The sequence below is a fragment of the Dactylosporangium sp. NPDC006015 genome, from assembly GCF_040614215.1.
Lineage (GTDB): Bacteria > Actinomycetota > Actinomycetes > Mycobacteriales > Micromonosporaceae > Dactylosporangium > Dactylosporangium maewongense.
Genome location: NZ_JBEXUD010000022.1, coordinates 69,241 through 86,135 on the forward strand (window position 1 = coordinate 69,241; position 16,895 = coordinate 86,135).

General features: G+C 72.0%; 17 protein-coding genes. 8 read left to right on the forward strand and 9 right to left on the reverse strand.

Annotated elements, in window-relative coordinates; genetic code table 11:
• The first annotated feature begins 69 nt into the window (after positions 1-69).
• The 3 genes from ABZ321_RS32960 (at position 70) to ABZ321_RS32970 (ending at position 2,729) form a co-directional block, all read left to right on the forward strand.
• Positions 70-489 carry a YciI family protein gene (locus ABZ321_RS32960; RefSeq protein WP_354898587.1) on the forward strand — a complete coding sequence of 140 codons (420 nt, stop codon included), beginning with the start codon at positions 70-72 and terminating at the stop codon, positions 487-489.
• Positions 486-1,784, forward strand: a complete 1,299-nt coding sequence (locus ABZ321_RS32965; protein WP_354898590.1) for an RNA polymerase sigma factor — start codon at positions 486-488, stop codon at positions 1,782-1,784. Before ABZ321_RS32960 ends, ABZ321_RS32965 begins: the two co-directional genes overlap by 4 nt.
• Positions 1,785-1,895: 111 nt before the next feature.
• The gene (locus ABZ321_RS32970; protein WP_354898592.1) at positions 1,896-2,729 is read left to right on the forward strand and encodes an NAD-dependent epimerase/dehydratase family protein; all 834 of its coding nucleotides are present in this window, start codon (positions 1,896-1,898) and stop codon (positions 2,727-2,729) included.
• On the opposite strand, the gene ABZ321_RS32975 is transcribed toward ABZ321_RS32970, so the two are convergent.
• Genes ABZ321_RS32975 through ABZ321_RS32995 form a run of 5 tightly spaced genes read right to left on the reverse strand, consistent with a single transcriptional unit; the run spans position 2,726 to position 6,300 of the window.
• Positions 2,726-3,079 (reverse strand): VOC family protein, encoded by a 354-nt coding sequence (locus tag ABZ321_RS32975; RefSeq protein ID WP_354898595.1) that lies wholly within the window; start codon positions 3,077-3,079, stop codon positions 2,726-2,728. The genes ABZ321_RS32970 and ABZ321_RS32975 overlap by 4 nt on opposite strands.
• 27 nt (positions 3,080-3,106) lie before the next feature.
• The gene (locus ABZ321_RS32980; protein ID WP_354898598.1) at positions 3,107-3,313 is read right to left on the reverse strand and encodes a hypothetical protein; all 207 of its coding nucleotides are present in this window, start codon (positions 3,311-3,313) and stop codon (positions 3,107-3,109) included.
• Positions 3,314-3,329: 16 nt separating this feature from the next.
• Positions 3,330-3,638: a hypothetical protein gene (locus tag ABZ321_RS32985; RefSeq protein ID WP_354898601.1), complete on the reverse strand. Its 309-nt coding sequence runs from the start codon at positions 3,636-3,638 to the stop codon at positions 3,330-3,332.
• 30 nt (positions 3,639-3,668) lie between these two features.
• Positions 3,669-5,309: a glucose-6-phosphate isomerase gene (pgi, locus tag ABZ321_RS32990; RefSeq protein ID WP_354898604.1), complete on the reverse strand. Its 1,641-nt coding sequence runs from the start codon at positions 5,307-5,309 to the stop codon at positions 3,669-3,671.
• A 28-nt stretch (positions 5,310-5,337) separates the two neighbouring features.
• Positions 5,338-6,300: a sulfite exporter TauE/SafE family protein gene (locus ABZ321_RS32995; RefSeq protein ID WP_354898607.1), complete on the reverse strand. Its 963-nt coding sequence runs from the start codon at positions 6,298-6,300 to the stop codon at positions 5,338-5,340.
• An 84-nt stretch (positions 6,301-6,384) separates the two neighbouring features.
• Between ABZ321_RS32995 and ABZ321_RS33000 the strand changes: the two genes are divergently transcribed.
• From ABZ321_RS33000 to ABZ321_RS33015, 4 genes are all read left to right on the forward strand, one after another.
• Positions 6,385-6,933, forward strand: a complete 549-nt coding sequence (locus tag ABZ321_RS33000) for a hypothetical protein (RefSeq protein ID WP_344504344.1) — start codon at positions 6,385-6,387, stop codon at positions 6,931-6,933.
• A complete protein-coding gene (locus ABZ321_RS33005; protein WP_354898610.1) occupies positions 6,930-7,418 on the forward strand; it encodes a hypothetical protein in 489 nt (162 codons plus the stop codon). Before ABZ321_RS33000 ends, ABZ321_RS33005 begins: the two co-directional genes overlap by 4 nt.
• Positions 7,419-7,670: 252 nt before the next feature.
• Positions 7,671-9,791, forward strand: a complete 2,121-nt coding sequence (locus ABZ321_RS33010) for a DNA topoisomerase IV subunit B (protein WP_344504346.1) — start codon at positions 7,671-7,673, stop codon at positions 9,789-9,791.
• A 23-nt stretch (positions 9,792-9,814) separates the two neighbouring features.
• Complete coding sequence (locus tag ABZ321_RS33015; RefSeq protein WP_354898613.1) at positions 9,815-12,301, forward strand: DNA topoisomerase IV subunit A; 2,487 nt, start codon at positions 9,815-9,817, stop codon at positions 12,299-12,301.
• 975 nt (positions 12,302-13,276) lie between these two features.
• On the opposite strand, the gene ABZ321_RS33020 is transcribed toward ABZ321_RS33015, so the two are convergent.
• From ABZ321_RS33020 to ABZ321_RS33035, 4 genes are all read right to left on the reverse strand, one after another.
• Positions 13,277-13,669 (reverse strand): hypothetical protein, encoded by a 393-nt coding sequence (locus ABZ321_RS33020; RefSeq protein ID WP_344504348.1) that lies wholly within the window; start codon positions 13,667-13,669, stop codon positions 13,277-13,279.
• Positions 13,670-13,876: 207 nt separating this feature from the next.
• On the reverse strand, positions 13,877-14,428 hold the full coding sequence (locus ABZ321_RS33025; RefSeq protein ID WP_344504349.1) for a hypothetical protein: 552 nt from the start codon (positions 14,426-14,428) through the stop codon (positions 13,877-13,879).
• A 45-nt stretch (positions 14,429-14,473) separates the two neighbouring features.
• Positions 14,474-15,577, reverse strand: coding sequence for a magnesium and cobalt transport protein CorA (locus ABZ321_RS33030; protein WP_344504350.1), 1,104 nt, complete (start codon positions 15,575-15,577; stop codon positions 14,474-14,476).
• 52 nt (positions 15,578-15,629) lie between these two features.
• Positions 15,630-16,079, reverse strand: coding sequence for a hypothetical protein (locus ABZ321_RS33035; protein ID WP_354898618.1), 450 nt, complete (start codon positions 16,077-16,079; stop codon positions 15,630-15,632).
• A gap of 68 nt (positions 16,080-16,147) precedes the next feature.
• Here ABZ321_RS33035 and ABZ321_RS33040 point away from each other — a divergent pair, with 68 nt between their 5' ends.
• Positions 16,148-16,855: an HAD family hydrolase gene (locus ABZ321_RS33040; RefSeq protein WP_354898621.1), complete on the forward strand. Its 708-nt coding sequence runs from the start codon at positions 16,148-16,150 to the stop codon at positions 16,853-16,855.
• The last annotated feature ends 40 nt before the right edge of the window (positions 16,856-16,895 follow it).

The following is a 16,895-nucleotide window of genomic DNA, read 5'->3' on the forward strand; positions in this document are numbered from 1 at the left end:
CGGGTGGGCCCGTTCGACCTCGGGGTGAGAGGGTCGGGACGCGATCCCCAGAAGGCGAGGAGCACGGCGATGGCGAAGTACATGCTGATCCTGCGGGCCACCGACGAGGCGATGGCGAAGTCGGCCGACATCCCGTTCGAGGAGATCCTGGACATGATGGGCCGGTACAACGACGAGCTGATCCGGGCCGGGGTCCTGGTCGCGGCCGAGGGGCTCGACGACGCGGGCCAGGGCGTGATGGTGGAGTTCGACGGCGAGACGCCCGTGGTCACCGACGGGCCGTACGGGGAGACCAAGGAGCTGTTCGGCGGCTTCTACATCCTCGACGTCGCCTCGAAGGAGGAGGCCGTCGAGTGGGCGCGGCGCCTGCCGGGCGGGCCGGGCACCAAGGTCGAGGTGCGGCGGGTGTCGGACATCGACGACTTCCCGCAGGACAACGAGTGGATCGCCAAGGAGCGGGCGTGGCGTGAGCGGACCGGGCAGCTGTGACCTCCGCAGACCCCGACGGCCCGCCGGGCACCGAGACGGCGCGGCGGGCCGTCGAGACCGTGTGGCGGATCGAGTCGGCGAGGATCGTGGCGGCGCTCAGCCGGTACACCGGCGACTTCGGCCTCGCTGAGGACGTCGCGCAGGAAGCGGTGGCGGAGGCGCTCGTCAGCTGGTCCCGCGACGGCACGCCGGACAACCCCGTCGGGTGGCTGCTGTCGACCGCGCGGCGGCGCGCCATCGACAGCTTCCGGCGCAGGTCCGCGCGGGACGAGCGGTACGCCGCCATCGCCGGCCAGCTCGGCGAGGGTGAGGCCGCCGCCGGGGCGCTGGTGCCGCAGCAGCAGGACGACCTGCCGTGGGACCCGGACCGCATCGACGACGACATCCTCGCGCTGATGTTCGTGGCCTGCCATCCGGTGCTCGCGCCGGAGGCCAGGGTCGCCCTGACGCTGCGCACCGTCGGCGGTCTGTCCAGCGAGGAGATCGCCCGCGCGTTCCTGGTGCCGGTGCCGACGGTGCAGGCGAGGATCACCCGGGCGAAGAAGACGATCGCGGCGGCGAAGGTGCCGTTCGAGCTGCCGCCCGCGCAGGACCGCAGGCAGCGGCTCGGCGGGGTCCTCAGCGTCCTCTACGTGATCTTCACCGAGGGTTCGACGGCGACCGCCGGCGACAACCTGCTGCGCCCCGACCTCGCGTACGAGGCGATCCGCCTGACCCGGATGCTGTCCGCGGTGCTGCCCGGCGAGCCCGAGGTGCACGGGCTGCTCGCGCTGTGCGAGCTGACCGCGGCCCGCTTCCCGGCACGCACCGGCCCCGACGGCGAGGCGGTGCTCCTGGAGGACCAGGACCGGCGGCTGTGGGACCGGTCCGCGATCCGGCGGGGGCTCGCGGCGTTCACGGCCGCGTCGAAGAAGGGGCTCGGCCCGTACGGGCTGCAGGCCGGCATCGCCGCGTGCCACGCCGCCGCGCCGTCGGTGGAGGAGACCGACTGGGAGCGCATCGTGCTGCTCTACGAGGCGCTCGGCCGGATCGCGCCGTCGCCGGTCGTCGAGCTCAACCGGGCCGTCGCCGTCGCGATGGCGAGCGGGCCGCTGCGGGGGCTCGCGATCGTCGACGAGCTCGTCGCGGCCGACCGGCTGCCCGGCTCGCACCTGCTGCCCGGGGTCCGCGGCGAGCTGCTCCGGCGGCTCGGGCGCACCAGGGAGGCGCGGACGGAGCTGGAGCGCGCCGCCCGCCTGTGCACCAACGCCCGCGAGCGGGACGTCCTGCTGCGCAAGGCGGAGGCGCTGCCGTAGGTCAGGCGTCACCGGCCAGTCGGGAATAGCCTCGTCGGAGGCGTATTCCCGGCCGGGGCGCCGGCTGCGTCACGCTGCGCCGGAGGTCGTGACGCTCCTAGGCTCGGTGGCATGAACATCGCATTGACCGGTGGGACCGGGTACATCGGATCCGTGGTGCTGGAGCAGCTCGTCGCGGCGGGGCACGCCGTCACGGCCCTGGTGCGCAGCGACGAGGCGGCCGAGAAGGTGCGCAAGGCCGGGGCGGAGGCCGCCGTCGGGGACCTGTACGACACCGCGTGGACGGCGCGGCTGTTCGCGGCCGCCGACGCCGTGGTGCACACCGCGGCGCCCGGCGACGGCAGCAGCGAGCAGTTCGACCGGGCGGTCGTCGCGGCGGCGGTCGAGGCGCTCGGCGGGACCGGGAAGCCCTACGTGCACACCAGCGGCGTCTGGCTGTACGGCAGCAACGCCGACATCACCGAGGACTCGCCGCTCGCGCCGCCGGCGCTGACCGCGTGGCGGCCCGCGGTGGAGCGGTCGGTGCTCGACGCGGACCTGGTGGCCACGATCGTCACGCCCGGCGTCGTGTACGGCCACGGCGGCGGCATCCCCGCCGGCGTGCTCACGCCCGGCGACGGCAAGGTCCGGCTGGTCGGCGACGGCTCGCAGCACTGGACGACGGTGCACGTCGAGGACGTGGCCGCGCTGTACGTCACCGTCGTCGAGCGCGGCGAGCGCCTCGGGCACGTGCTCGGGGTGTCCGGCGCCGGCCCGACCGTCCGCGAGATCGCCGAGGCCACCGGCGCCGAGGTCGTGCCGGAGACCGTCGAGGAGTCCCGGGCCAGGCTCGGCGCCCTCTTCGCCGACGCGCTGCTGCTGGACCAGCGGGCCGCCGGCGCGAAGGCCCGCTCGCTCGGCTGGTCGCCGACCCGCCCGACCCTGCTGGAGGAGATCAGAGGTTAGGCGACGCAGAACTCGTTGCCTTCCGGGTCGAGCATGACGATGTGGCCGAGCCGGTCGCCGTAGCGCTCCTCGCGCACCAGCGTGGCGCCCGCGGCGACCAGCTCGGCGGCCTTGTCGCGGATCGCCGCCGGGCCGGACACCCGGATGTCGATGTGCACCCGGTTCTTCGCGGTCTTCCCCTCCGGCACGCGCAGGAAGCCGATCGCGGGGCCGGCACCGGCGGGGTCGACGATCGAGGCGCCGTCGGGCTCGTCGTAGCCGGGCTCCGGCACGTAGCCGAGCGCCGCCGCCCAGAACGCGGCGAGGGCGTGCGGGTCCGACGCGTCGCAGCCCAGGGTCCAGTGGGTCATGCGGCCACGGTACCGACGAAGCCGGCGCTAACGACGATGGCGGGGCGGGACGCCGAAGAGGGGCATCCGCCACAGCGGCAGGTCGGTGAACGACTGGCCCGACAGGGTCAGCATGCGGCGCAGGCTGAGCCGGATCAGGTGGTGCGCGACGTAGAGCAGCCACGCCGCCAGCGGCAGCTCGACCAGCAGCGCGGTGCCGAGGCTGACCCAGTGGTCGGGGCCCGCCGCCGTCATCAGGTCGAACCATGCGTCACACCAGCAGGGTCGCGCTGACGACCGCGGTCAGCAGGAGGACCTGGCGGCGCCGCGCCGCCGCCCACGCGGTGGCGGCGAGGGCGGCGGCGAGCACCAGGTCGAAGCCGACCCACGTGGCGCGCCAGTGGCCGGCGAGGTACCGCGGCGGCAACGTCCACGCGAGCACCGCCACCCACGGGATCAGGAACAGGGCGGCGGTGACGACCACGACGACGAACCGGCGCCGGGTCCGCTCACCCGCACGCGGTGCGGGAATGAGGACGGCCAGGCGCCGGGCCAGGTCGGCCCGCTCGGACGGGGACATCCGAGCGAGCTCGTCGTCGGTGATCGGCACTCAGCGGCCGCGCTGCGCCCGGTAACGGTTGACCAGGGCGGCGGTCGAGGAGTCCAGCGCGGACGTGTCGCCGGCCCCGGCGGTGAGCGCCGGCTCGATCCGCTTGGCGAGGACCTTGCCGAGCTCCACGCCCCACTGGTCGAACGAGTCGATGTCCCAGATCGCGCCCTGGACGAAGACCTTGTGCTCGTAGAGGGCGATGAGCTGCCCGAGCACCGACGGGGTGAGCTTGTCGGCGAGGATCGTCGTGGTGGGGCGGTCACCGCGGAACGTGCGGTGCGGCACCTCCTCGGCGGGCACACCCTCGGCCGCGACCTCCTCCGACGTCTTGCCGAACGCGAGAGCCTGCCCCTGCGCGAACAGGTTGGCCATCAGCAGGTCGTGCTGGTCGGCGAAGACGCCGAGGCCGGGCGCGGGCTGGGCGAAGCCGATGAGGTCGGCCGGGATGAGCATCGTGCCCTGGTGGATCAGCTGGTAGTAGGCGTGCTGGCCGTTGGTGCCGGGGGTGCCCCAGACGACCGGGCCGGTCTGCCAGTCGACCGGGCGGCCGTCGTGGTCGACGTACTTGCCGTTGGACTCCATGTCCAGCTGCTGCAGGTACGCGGTGAACCGGGACAGGTAGTGGCTGTAGGGGAGCACCGCGTGCGTCTGGGCGTCGTGGAAGTTGCGGTACCAGATGCCGAGCAGCCCGAGCAGCAGCGGCGCGTTCTGCTCCGGCGGCGCGGTCCGGAAGTGCTCGTCCATCGCGTGGAACCCGTCGAGCATCTCCCGGAAGCCGTCCGGCCCGAGCGCGATCATCAGCGAGAGGCCGATCGCGCTGTCGTACGAGTAACGCCCGCCGACCCAGTCCCAGAACTCGAACATGTTGGTCGTGTCGATGCCGAACTTCGCGACCTCGCCGGCGTTGGTCGACACGGCGACGAAGTGCTTCGCGACCGCGGCGTCGTCGCCGAACGCGTCGAGGATCCACTGGCGGGCGGCGGTCGCGTTGGTGATCGTCTCGATCGTCGTGAACGTCTTCGACGACACGATGAACAGCGTCGTCGCCGGGTCCGCGGCCCGGACCGCCTCGTAGAGGTCGGCGCCGTCGACGTTGGAGACGAAGTGCATCTCCAGCCCCCGGTCGGTGTAGCCGCGCAGCACCTCGTAGGCCATCGCGGGGCCGAGGTCGGAGCCGCCGATGCCGATGTTGACGATGGTGGTGATCCGCTCGCCGGTGAAGCCGGTCCACTCGCCGGAGCGGATCCGGTCGGCGAACGCGGCCATCCGGTCCAGCACGGCGTGCACCTTCGGCACGACGTTCTCGCCGTCGACCTCGACGACCGCGTCGCGCGGCGCGCGGAGCGCGGTGTGCAGCACCGCCCGGTGCTCGGTGAAGTTGATCTTGTCGCCGTGGAACATGGCGTCGCGCAGCTGGGTGACCCCGCGCGCGGCGGCGAGGTCGCGCAGCAGGCCGAGGGTCTCGCCGGTGACCAGGTGCTTGCCGTAGTCGAGGTAGAGGTCGCCGACCTGCAGGGAGTACTTCGTCCCGCGCTCCGGGTCTTCGGCGAACAGGTCCCGCAGGTGCACCTCACCAAGCTCGGCGCGGTGTTTCGCCAGCGCGGCCCATTCGGGCAGTTGGTTGAGTCGGCCCTGAGACATCAAGCACTCCTTCAGCGAGGTCACACTCTCACAGGGATTGTGCCCCTTTCGGGTGCGTCTCGTCCTCCGTGCGCCGATCTTGCGGTTGGTCCCGCCCGCTGACCAGCGCCTCCTCCGGTGCGCCGGCGGCCGCCCGTACATCTGCCGCAATCGCCTGACGTCGGCGCAGGCCCAGGACGACGGCCCCGGCGGTCGCCACCGCGACCACGATGCCGACCGTCGCCGTCGGCACCTCGAACAGTTTCAGCGCGCTCGCGATGAGCACGATGACCAGCGCGGCGCGGACCACGCCGGCGGGCGCCCGGGACGACAGGCGGGCGCCGATGAGCACGCCGGGGATCGAGCCGATGAGGACCGCGGCGGCCAGGTCGAGCTTCAGGTCGCCGAAGATCGCGTGGCCGAGGGCGGCCGCGGCGACGAGGGGGATGGCCTGGACGAGGTCGGTGCCGACCAGGTCGTTCGGGCGCAGCATGGGGTACAGGGCGAGCAGGATGACGATGATCAGCGAGCCTGAGCCGACGGAGGTCATCCCGACCACCAGCCCGCCGACGGCGCCGAGCAGGGCCGTGGGGACCGGCCTGACCTTCAGCGGCACCTCCGACTTTTCGCTTTTTCCGCTTTTGTACGACTTAAGGAGCAGTCCGACGACGGCCAGCAGGAGTGCGATGCCGAGCGCGACGCGGACGATGTCCTGGACCTGCTCGCCGTCGCCCAGCGCGCGCATGAGGAGGACCCCGGCGAACGCCGACGGCACGCTGCCCAGGCACAGCCAGCGCACGAGCGACCAGTTGACGGTGCCGCGGCGGGCGTGGACCCAGCCGCCGAACGGCTTCATCACCGCGCTTGCGGCCAGGTCGCTGGAGACTGCGGCCAGGGGAGGGATGCCGAAGAACAGCACCAGGATGGGGGTCATCAGCGCGCCGCCGCCCATGCCGGTCAGTCCGACGACGATGCCGACGCCGAGCCCCGCCAGGGCCATCACAGGATCCACCGGCGAATTGTGCACTATCTCGGTCGTCTTTGTCGGTACGAAACGGGGCTGCGGCGGCGGATGTCACGTCGATAGCGTGTGGCGATGCAGGTTGGCACCCAGGTCCGGCTGGTGTTCTGGTCGGTGGCGGCGGCCGCGGCGCTGCTCGCCGTCGATGCCGCCGTCACGGCGGTCGTGACGCGCGACCTCGCCGCGCTCCACACCGTGCTCATGTCTCCCCGGTCGCTCCGGCAGGTCGAGGCCGACTACCACAACAACCTGGCGGTCGCCTCGGTCGGCGCGGTCGTCCTGGGCGCGCTGCTGTTCTTCGTGCGGTGGCGCACCCCCAAGATCAGGGCCATCCTGTGGGTCGCCGGCCCGCTGCTGGCCCTCGCTCTGCTGTGCGGCCTGGTCGGCGGCCCCGAGTGGGCGGTCGCCCCGACGGGTGACGAGCCGGAGCTGCTGCGCCAGGAGTACGCCCGCGCCGTGCCGGAGTGGTACCTGTGGGTGCACGGCGTGGCCGGCCTCATCGCGGCCGGCCTGCTGTTCTTCGTCGCCGGCTTCCTGGTCCGCACCGACCTGCGCGAGTACTACCTGGAAGGCCAGGGCACGGGGGACAGCTACCGCTCCTGGATCGACCGGACCTCGGCGTGAAGCGGATCCCGGGCGACCTGTCGTTCGTCGTGCGGCGCGGCACCGGGCGGTGGACCGTGCTGATCGGCGGCATCTCCGCGGCGGCCTGGGTCCTGCTGATGATCCTGGTGTCGGCCGGCCTGCTGGCTGGTGACTCGCCCGACCGGACCAACGGCGACGCCGTCGCGGTCGTGGCCATCGGGCTGTGCGCCCTGGTGGTCCTCGGCGCGCTGGCCGTCGCCGCCGTGCGGATCGCGGTGTCCGGCGGTCCGGTGCTCGCGCTCGACTCCGTCGGCCTGTGGGTCCGCAACTCGCGCGGGCCCTGGGGCACCCCGGTCTGGGTACCGTGGGCGGGGGTCTCGCAGCTGACCCGGGCCCGCCGGCTGACCGTCCTCACCACCGACGGGGTCCGCTATTCCGTGCCGCTGCGGTTCAACGACCGGACCCCGGCGGAGATCGTCGGCGCGGTCGGCCGGTTCAGCGGGCGGCCGGTCCTGGAGGCGTGACCCGCGTCCCTGGACTGCGTCCCGGGGGTGGTCGTGCTTCACTGAACGGGACGCGGGGCCACCTCGCCGTCCCCGCATGAACCCCGCGACCGTCCGGCCGGCCCGGCGTCGTGTCGTGCTTCTGCGGTCGGCCGTTTGCCGTGGTGTCGTCGTCGCTGGTTTCGTTTTCCGTGGTGTGGTCGTCTTTTCCGTGGTGTCGTCGTCGCTGGTTGCGGCGCGTCGGGCGCCACATCCGGCGAGGGTGCCACGGAAATGTCAGACCCTGCGGCTACGCTCGCGGGCAGCAGCGCACCAGGATCATTGGAGAGCATCGAGTTGACCGCACAACCCGAGACCTTGTACGGGGCTGACGACCTCACGCTCCTCGAAGGGCTGGACGCTGTCCGCAAGCGGCCCGGCATGTACATCGGCTCGACCGACAGCCGCGGCGTCGCTCACCTGTTCAACGAGATCGTCGACAACTCCACCGACGAGGGCATCGCCGGCCACGCGACCCGCGTCGAGGTGACCCTGCACGCCGACGGCTCCGTCCAGGTCGACGACGACGGCCGCGGCATCCCCGTCGGCGTCCACGCGAAGTCGGGCATGTCCGGCGTCGAGCTCGTGCTGACCCGGCTGCACGCCGGCGGCAAGTTCGGCGGCTCCGGCTACAAGACCTCCGGCGGCCTGCACGGCGTCGGCGCCTCCGCGGTCAACGCGCTGTCCCACCGGTTCGACGTCACCGTGCGCCACACCGGCAAGGTCCACCACATGGCCTTCCAACACGGCGTCCCCGGCGACTTCGACGGCGCCGGCCCAGGCGCGGCGTTCACCCGCCGCTCCGGGCTCAATGTCACGGGGCGGATGAAGCGGGGCCAGTCCACCGGCACCTCGATCCGCTACTGGCACGACTCGCGCTACTTCGAGACCGGCGCCGCGCTCGACGTCGAGGCGGTCCGCGCCAAGCTGCGCAACACGGCCTTCCTCGTCCCCGGCGTGACCTATGTGCTCAAGGACGCCACCGGCGGGCAGATCTCGACGGAGACGTTCCACTACCCCAACGGGCTCGCCGACATGGTGGAGTTCCTCGCGCCGTCCGGCGACCGCGCCGTGTGCGGGCTGCTGCACATCACCGGCGAGGGCACCTACAAGGAGAATGCCGCCGACGAGAACGGCGTCATGAAGGCCAATGTCGAGCGCCGCGCCGAGGTCGAGATCGCGCTGCGCTGGGGCACCGGCTATGAGCGGGTCGTGGAGTCGTTCACCAACACGATCCGCAACGTGCACGGCGGCACGCACCGGCGCGGCTTCGAGCGCGGCGCGTTGCGGGCGCTCAGCGACGCGATCCGCAACACCCGCGGCCTGCTGCGGCCGAAGGAGGACCTGCCGACCCTCGACGACGTGCTCGAAGGCATGACGGCGGTCATCCACGTGCGGATCCCGGAGCCGCAGTTCACGTCGCAGACCAAGGACGAGCTGTCCACCGCGCCGGTGACCCGGGTCGTGCAGGGGATCGTCGAGCAGCACATCAAGGCGTGGGTCGAGGCGCGCAAGACCAAGGTCGAGGCCCGCACCGTCCTGCAGAAGATCGTCGACGCCGCGCGGGTCCGCCTGACCCAGAAGCAGCAGAAGGATGCCGCCCGGCGCAAGACCGCCCTGGAAGGCGCGTCGATGCCGGCGAAGCTCGTCGACTGCCGCTCCACCGGCGTGCAGCGCAGCGAGCTGTTCATCGTCGAGGGCGACAGCGCCCTCGGCACCGCGCGCATGGCCCGCTCCTCGGAGTATCAGGCGCTGCTGCCGATCCGCGGCAAGATCCTCAACGTGCAGAAGGCCAACATCCAGCAGGTCCTGGACAATGCCGAGTGCTCCGCGATCGTGCAGGTCCTCGGCGCCGGCTCCGGCCGCACGTTCGACCTGGAGTCGATGCGCTACGGGCGAATTCTGATCATGGCCGACGCCGACGTCGACGGCTCGCACATCCGCACCCTGCTCATCACGCTGTTCGCCAAGTACATGCGGCCCGCCATCGCCGACGGCCGGCTCTACGCCGCCGTCCCGCCCCTGCACAAGATCGTCACGAAGGGGCGCAACTCGGAGACGATCTACACGTACACGCAGCAGGAGATGGTCAGCACGGTCAGCCGCCTCGAGAAGGCCGGCAAGCAGGTCGTCACGCCGATCCCGCGGTTCAAGGGTCTCGGCGAGATGGACGCCGACGAGCTGTGGGACACCACGATGAACCCGGCGACCAGGGCCGTGCGGCGCATCACCCTCGACGACATCGAGAAGGCCGAGGAGGTCCTCGAGCTGCTCATGGGTGAGCGGGTCGAGCCCCGGCGAAACTGGCTGATCGACGCCGCGCCGCGGGTCGACCAAGAGAACATCGACGCCTGAGTCAGGAAGGGTAGTCCGGCGACATGGCACGCAAGGCCAAACCAATGAAGGCCGACCTGTCCGCCTTCGACCAGGCGGGCGCGCGGGTGCTCAACAACCCGCTCATCACCGAGGTCGAGGACTCCTACCTGGAGTATGCGTATTCGGTCATCCACTCCCGCGCGCTGCCCGACGCGCGCGACGGCCTCAAGCCGGTGCACCGCCGCATCCTGTTCTCGATGCAGGAGCAGGGGCACCGTCCCGACCGCGGCCACGTCAAGTCGTCCCGCGTCGTCGGTGACGTCATGGGTAAGTACCACCCGCACGGCGACAGCGCGATCTACGACGCGATGGTCCGCATGGCGCAGGACTTCTCGCTCAACGTGCCGCTGATCGACGGTCACGGCAACTTCGGATCCCCCGACGACGGTCCGGCCGCCTCCCGGTACACCGAGGCGAGGATGTCGCGCGAGGCGATGCTGCTCGTCGGCGAGCTCGACGAGGGCACCGTCGACTTCCGGCCCAACTACGACGGCTCCCTCGACGAGCCCTCGGTGCTGCCCGCCGCGTTCCCCAACCTGCTGGTCAACGGCTCCTCGGGCATCGCGGTCGGCATGGCCACCAACATGATCCCGCACAACCTCGGCGAGGTCGTCGCCGCGGCCCGCTGGCTGATCAACCACCCGACCGCCACGCTCGACAAGCTCATGGAGTTCGTCCCCGGCCCCGACCTGCCGACCGGCGGGCTGCTGCTCGGCCTCGACGAGGTCCGCCGCGCCTACGAGACCGGCCGCGGCGTCGTGCGCATGCGCGGCCGGATCGAGATCGGCCTGCTCGAAGGCAGCCGCGGCCGGCAGGCCATCACCGTCACCGAGCTGCCCTACGGCATCGGCGCCGAGAAGGTCATCGAGAAGATCACCGACGAGGTCAACAAGACCAAGCGCCTGCAGGGCATCGCCGACGTCAAGGACCTCACCGACCGGGAGAACGGCACCCGCCTCGTCATCGAGTGCAAGGTCGGCGTCAACCCGCAGGCGCTGCTCGCCGACCTGTACCGGCTGACCCCGCTGGAGCAGTCCTTCGGCGTCAACAACCTCGTCCTCGTCGACGGCCAGCCGCAGACCCTCGGCCTCAAGCCGCTGCTGGAGGTCTTCCTCGCGCACCGCTACGAGGTCGTGACCCGGCGCACCGAGTTCCGCCGCAAGAAGCGCCAGGACCGGCTGCACCTCGTCGACGGCCTGCTCGTCGCGCTGCTGGACATCGACCGGGTCGTCGCCCTCATCCGCGCCAGCGAGAACGCGGCCGCCGCCAAGGCGTCGCTCATGAGCGAGTTCGGCCTCACCGACATCCAGGCCACCTACATCCTCGACACGCCGCTGCGCCGCCTCACCCGCTACGACCGCATCGAGCTGGAGGCCGAGCAGGCCCGGCTCAACGAGGAGATCGCCGCGCTCAGCCAGATCCTCGACGACGAGAAGGTGCTGAAGAAGGTCGTCTCCGACGAGCTGGCCGCCGTCGTCAAGGAGTTCGCCCAGCCGCGCCGCACCACGCTCATCGACGGCGACCTCAAGGAGGTCCTCGCCGCGTCCATCCCCGCCGGCCCCCTCGAGGTGTCCGACGACCCGTGCCAGGTCCTGCTGTCCACGACCGGCCTGGTCGCCCGCACCGCCGCCGAGTCGGAGGAGGCCCCCGAGGGCAGCCGCAAGGCCGGCCGCGACAAGCACGACACCGTCCGCGCCGTCGTGCACACCACCGCCCGCGGCCAGGTGCTGCTCGTGACCAGCCTCGGCCGGGCGTTCAAGGTCGACGTCCTGCCCCTGCCCGTCCTGCCCGAGCAGCCCGGCACCGTCTCCCTGCGCGGCGGCATGTCCACCGCCGAGCTCGTCTCCCTCCAGCCCGGCGAGACGGTCGTCGCCCTCGCCCCGCTCGGCGGCCCCGGCGCCGAGGGCTCACCCGGCCTGGCCCTCGGCACCCGCAACGGCATGGTGAAGATCTGCGCCCCCGAGTGGCCCGTCCGCGCCGACGAGTTCGAGGTCATCGGCCTCCGCGACGGCGACGAGGTCGTCGGCGCCACCTGGCTCACCGACGGCGCCGAGACCCTCGCCTTCGTCACCTCGGATGCGTCGCTGCTCCGCTTCCCGGCCAAGCTCGTCCGCCCACAGGGCCTGAAGGGCGGCGGCATGGCCGGCGTCGCCCTGTCCGAAGGCGCCCAGGTCCTCTACTTCGGCGCCGTCAACACCCAGGACCCCCAGCACGGCGAGCCCATGGTCGTCACCGCCACCATCGGCAACGCCAAGATGACCCCGCTGCGCCTCTACCCGGCGAAGGGCCGCGCCACCGGCGGCGTGCGCGCCCAGCGCTTCCTGAAGGGCGAGAGCCGCCTGGTGCTCGCCTGGGTCGGCCCGCGCCCGGCCGCCTCCTCCACCAAGGGCGAGCCCCGCGACCTGCCCGCCCCCGACCAGCGCCGCGACGGCTCAGGCGCCCAGCTCCGCGCCCCCGAAATCGTCGGCCACCTGGTCGAACGCGGCTGACCCCTCACTCGCACCCACCAACCTGCCCACCGGCCCGATCCCGCAACCCCCTTCGGTCCCCGCCGGCGCTGCCCACCCCAGCGCCGGCGCGCCGACCCACCGCCGCGTGCTGCCTCCTAAGGGCCTGCGCGCAGCACCGGTGCGCTCACCCGACGCAACAGCACCCGCACCCAGCGCCGGGTGTGGGTTCACCAGCACCAACGGCGGTGCCTCCTCAGCGTCGGCAAGGGCACCCGGCGCGCCGCGGTGCTGCCCCCCTCAGCGTTGACATGCTCGCCCGACGCGGCACCAACAGCACCCAAGGCCGCAAACGGTCGTTGAGGTCACCCTCGACGTCCCAGGTTGTCGGGCGCTGGGAGTCGGGCGTGAGTGTCTCTGGCCGCCGGGCCTGGGCGCCGGGTTCGCAAAGGTGCATTGTCGTGGCGGTTGATCCAAGTCGTGGGGTGGTCGCTCCCGCGGCCGGTGCTGTCCTTTGATCACGGGCGGTGCCGTGCCGCTGTAGGGGCGGGTGTGGGTGTTGCTGGGTGCCGGGGCTCACTGGGCGCCGGGTTCGCAAGGTTGATTCTGGTGGCGGTTGATCCAAGTCGCGGGGTGGCCGTTACCGTGGCCGGTGCCGTCCTTCGATCACCGGCGGTGCCGTGCTGCTGTAGGGGCGGGTGTGGGTGCGAGAGTTGCTGGCTGCCGGGCTGGGCGCCTGGTTCGCGAGGCCGATTGTCGTGGTGGTTGATCCAAGTCGCGGGGTGGCCGTTGCCACGACCGGTGCCGTCCTTTGATCACCGGTGCCGCCGTGTTGCTGCGTCGCCGTGCTGCGGCAGGGGGTGGGTGTGAGTGTTGCCAGCTGCCGAGTTCGTGGGGCTGATCCTCGTGTCGGGTTGATCCAAGGACCGGGGTGGCTGCCGGCGCGACCCGGTCCGTCCTTCGATCATCCGTGCCGTTGGGCGTCGTGTCGTTGGGGGTGCTGGGTGTCTGGTGGGGTCAGGGCTGGTAGGTGAGGTCCAGGGTGTCCGTGTGGGCCGGCCAGGTGAGGGTGAGACGCCAGCAGCCGGGTTGGGGGAGGTCGATGATCGACGGGCCGGGGCCGCCGGGGACGGTGCGCCGGACCACGTCTTGAGTGCCGGTGCGGGTGGCGTCGATCTGGAGGTCGCCGGGTGGGGTGGGGTCCTTGGCGACCCAGAGGATCTTGTTGGAGGAGCCGTCGGGTCTGGTGACGGCGAGCGGGTGGCCGAACATCGCGGCGACGATGGTGCCGTGGTCGCTCAGGACGTGCGGCATGCTCGAGTCGCCGGTGAAGCCGGCGCGGGCCCATTCGGGCAGCGGGCCGGTGTCGACCGGGGAGCCGCATCCCGAGCGGGCGGGGGTGGCAGGCACGGTCTGAGTCGGTGTGCTCAGAGACGGTGCGCCCGGAGAGGGTGCGCCCAGTGCGGGGGCGGTCTGGGACGGCGGTTGCGGGCGGTTGGCGGTACAGCCGCCGGACACCACGACGACGGCCGGCAGCAGCACGGCGCACCACGAAGAAAGTCTCACGCGTTCATGAGTCGCGGCGACGGCGCGAGGTTCCCGGGGCGGGGCGCGAGCCTAGTCGTCGTAGGACTCGGCGAGCTCGGCGAAGGCCTCCTCGACCGGGGCAAGGCGGGTGAGCAGGTCGGCCAGCGGGCGCCGGCCGACGAAGCGGGCGCTGTCGCGGCCGACGGCCAGCAGGGAGATCAGCGCCGACTCGTCGCGGGTCGGGAGCGTGCCGGCGGCGTCCTCCCAGAACAGGACGTGGTCCTCGGTGTCGTCGGTCTTGACGGCGGCCGCCCCGGCCAGCATGAGCAGCAGTTGCTGGGCGGGTGGCTCCCAGAAGCCGGAGTGGCCGACCGTCCACAGGTACGCCTCCAGGGCGCCGTCGTGGTGGCGCAGCACGGTCAGCGTCTGCGGGTCGTCGGCGCGCTCGGCGAGCACGGAGCGAGGGGTCTCGGCGTCGGCGTCGGTGGACCACTGCGGCGTGCGGTCGGACCACCACCAGCCGGCGAACATCGCCGAAGGGTTCTCGATGCGCGAGGCCGGCGGCACCGGTGCGTCCATCCAGGTGTCGAAGCCCTCCCGGGACATGGTGATCCGGGCGGCGGTGATGAAGGTGTACGACACGGCGACGATCTTAGGTCAGCGCGTGCAGGAAGATCACCGCCGGCTTCACAGCCAGCCCGAGCGCCGGAACAGGCGGTAGAGGACCACCGACCCGACGGCCATGATCAGCAGGATGAGGTAGAAGCCGTAGTCCCACCGCAGTCCGGGGATGTGTTCGAAGTTCATCCCGTAGATGCCCGCGATCGCGGTCTGCAGCGCGGCGATCGCGGCCCAGGAGGCGATCTTGCGCATGTCGTTGTTCTGGTCCAGGCCGACCTGGGCGAGGCGGGCCTGGAGGATCGAGTCGAGCAGCTCGTTGTCGGAGGCGACCCGGTCGACGACCTGGGTGAGCCGGCCGAGCAGGTCCGCGAAGTACTGCCGTAGCTGCGGCGGCAGCTCCACCACGGCTGGGTCGTTCATCCGGCGCAGCGGCGCCTGCAGCGGGACGACCGCCCGCTTGAACTCGACCAGCTCGCGCTTCAGCTGGTAGATCTGCTGCACGTCGCAGCCGCCGACGCGCAGGAACGCGGTCTGCTCCAGCTGCTCCACGTCCTGCTCCACGTCGGTGGAGACGTCGTGGTAGACCTCGATCATGCGGTCGCACACCGCGTAGGCGACCGCCCACGGGCCGTGCCCGAGCATGGCGGGGCGTTGCTCCAGCTGATGGCGGACGTCGGCGAGCGCGCCCGCGCCGCCGTGCCGGACCGACACGACGAAGTGCGGGCCGATGAGCAGCGTCACCGCGCCGGTGTCGACGACCTCGGAGGTGGCGGTGAGCTCGGCGTGCTCGACGTAGCGGGCGGTGCGGATCACCAGCATCGTCACGTCGCCGCGGCGCTCGACGGCGGGCCGGCGCTCCCGTGCGACGGCCTTCTCGGCGGTGTGGTCGTCGATGCCGATCTCCTCGGCGACGGCCGCGAACTGGGCCCACGTCGGCTCGAACAGCCCCAGCCAGACGAACCCGTTGCGCCGCCGGCGGGCCGCCGCGTACGCCTCGCGGAACGTGTGCCCGTCCGGCTGCCGGACGCCGCGGACGTAGAGCGCGCAGTCGACGATCGAGTCCCGCCCGTCGTCGGCGAGCAGGTGCGGCAGTGGCTCGCCGGGCTGCAGGTGGCGCATCATCCGGCCGATCATCCGGCCGACCCGCCGGCCGACCCTGACCTGCTGCACTTCCGACCCCCTTGACGCCGAACGCGGTAGCGCCACGCTACCTCGTTGATCGTCAGCGGGTATCGGCCGTGCGGGGCAGCGGCGAGTCCTCGTCGAGCCGCACGTAGAGCAGCGCGCCGAGCACGAGCAGCGTGCCGGCGAAGACCTCCCAGCCGAGCGCGATCCCGGCGACCGTGACGACCACGCACTGCACGACCAGCGCGACCATCGTCAAGCGGCCGGCGGCCCGGGGTCCGAGACGCCCGGCGGCGCCATGTCCAGGACGACCGGCGGCGCGGCGCCGCAACGCGGCAGCGAGCAGCACCGCGCCGAGCGCGACCAGCAACGCACCCAGGATGACGGCGGCGACCCGGATCCCGACCTGGGCATGGCCTGGATCGGCGCCGTTGAGCGACATCGAGTACGCCCCGATCACCCCACCGACGACGAACAGCGCGGCGCCGACGACCACGCCCTCGACGATGATCCCGATCGCCGCGGCCAGCAGCGCCACCATTCGCATCCGGTCAAGTTACTCCCGGGTAGCCGAGGCTTCAAGGCCTGTCGATGAGTCTCGTTAGGGTTGCCCGGATGTACTCGCACATCCTGTTCGACTTCTTCGGCACGCTCGTCGACTACGACGCCGGCCGCACCAGTCAGGGGTACCCGCGCGCTCATGCCGAGCTGGGCAGGCTCGGCGCCACGGTCTCCTACGCCGAGTTCCTCCAGGGCTGGGACGGCGCGTTCGCGGCGTTCGACCGGGACAGCGACGCCGACGACCACGAGTTCTCGATGGCGCAGGTCGGCACCGCCTACCTCGCCGAGGTGCTCGGCCGGGTGCCCGCCGCCGGCGAGGTCGACGCGTTCACCCGGGCCTACCTGGCCGAGTGGAGCGCCGGCGTCCGGTATCCCGATGGGGTCGTGCCGCTCGTCCGGTCGTTGTCGCGGGTGTACCGGCTGGCCGTCGTCACCAACACGCACCAGCCGGACCTGGTGCCGGGCCACCTCGCGGCGATGGGCATCGCCGACCTGATGGACGTGGTGATCACGTCGGTGGAGGTCGGCCACCGCAAGCCGCACCCGGCGATCTACACCGCGACCGTGGAGGCGCTCGGCATCGAGCCGTCCGCGGCCGTCTTCGTCGGCGACACCTACCTCGCGGACTTCGTGGGGCCCGAGAAGTTCGGCATGACCGCGTTCCTCATCGACCCGGCGCGCCGCGCCGACGTGCCCGAGGCGCGGCGCCTCGCGTCGGTGCTCGACCTGCCGGCGCGGATCTCTCCGGACGAAGTGGCATGAGCCGGTCGCGTCCGGACCCGCCCCGACGGGTGACCGCCCG

Coding starts and splice junctions, on each gene's coding strand:
- ABZ321_RS32980 (WP_354898598.1), bottom strand. CDS start 3,313: ATGACGGCGGCGGGCCCCGACCACTGGGTCAGCCTCGGCACCGCGCTG.
- ABZ321_RS32985 (WP_354898601.1), bottom strand. CDS start 3,638: ATGTCCCCGTCCGAGCGGGCCGACCTGGCCCGGCGCCTGGCCGTCCTC.
- ABZ321_RS33000 (WP_344504344.1), top strand. CDS start 6,385: ATGCAGGTTGGCACCCAGGTCCGGCTGGTGTTCTGGTCGGTGGCGGCG.
- ABZ321_RS33040 (WP_354898621.1), top strand. CDS start 16,148: ATGTACTCGCACATCCTGTTCGACTTCTTCGGCACGCTCGTCGACTAC.
- ABZ321_RS33015 (WP_354898613.1), top strand. CDS start 9,815: ATGGCACGCAAGGCCAAACCAATGAAGGCCGACCTGTCCGCCTTCGAC.
- ABZ321_RS33035 (WP_354898618.1), bottom strand. CDS start 16,079: ATGCGAATGGTGGCGCTGCTGGCCGCGGCGATCGGGATCATCGTCGAG.
- pgi (WP_354898604.1), bottom strand. CDS start 5,309: ATGTCTCAGGGCCGACTCAACCAACTGCCCGAATGGGCCGCGCTGGCG.
- ABZ321_RS32975 (WP_354898595.1), bottom strand. CDS start 3,079: ATGACCCACTGGACCCTGGGCTGCGACGCGTCGGACCCGCACGCCCTC.
- ABZ321_RS32970 (WP_354898592.1), top strand. CDS start 1,896: ATGAACATCGCATTGACCGGTGGGACCGGGTACATCGGATCCGTGGTG.
- ABZ321_RS32960 (WP_354898587.1), top strand. CDS start 70: ATGGCGAAGTACATGCTGATCCTGCGGGCCACCGACGAGGCGATGGCG.
- ABZ321_RS33010 (WP_344504346.1), top strand. CDS start 7,671: ATGTCAGACCCTGCGGCTACGCTCGCGGGCAGCAGCGCACCAGGATCA.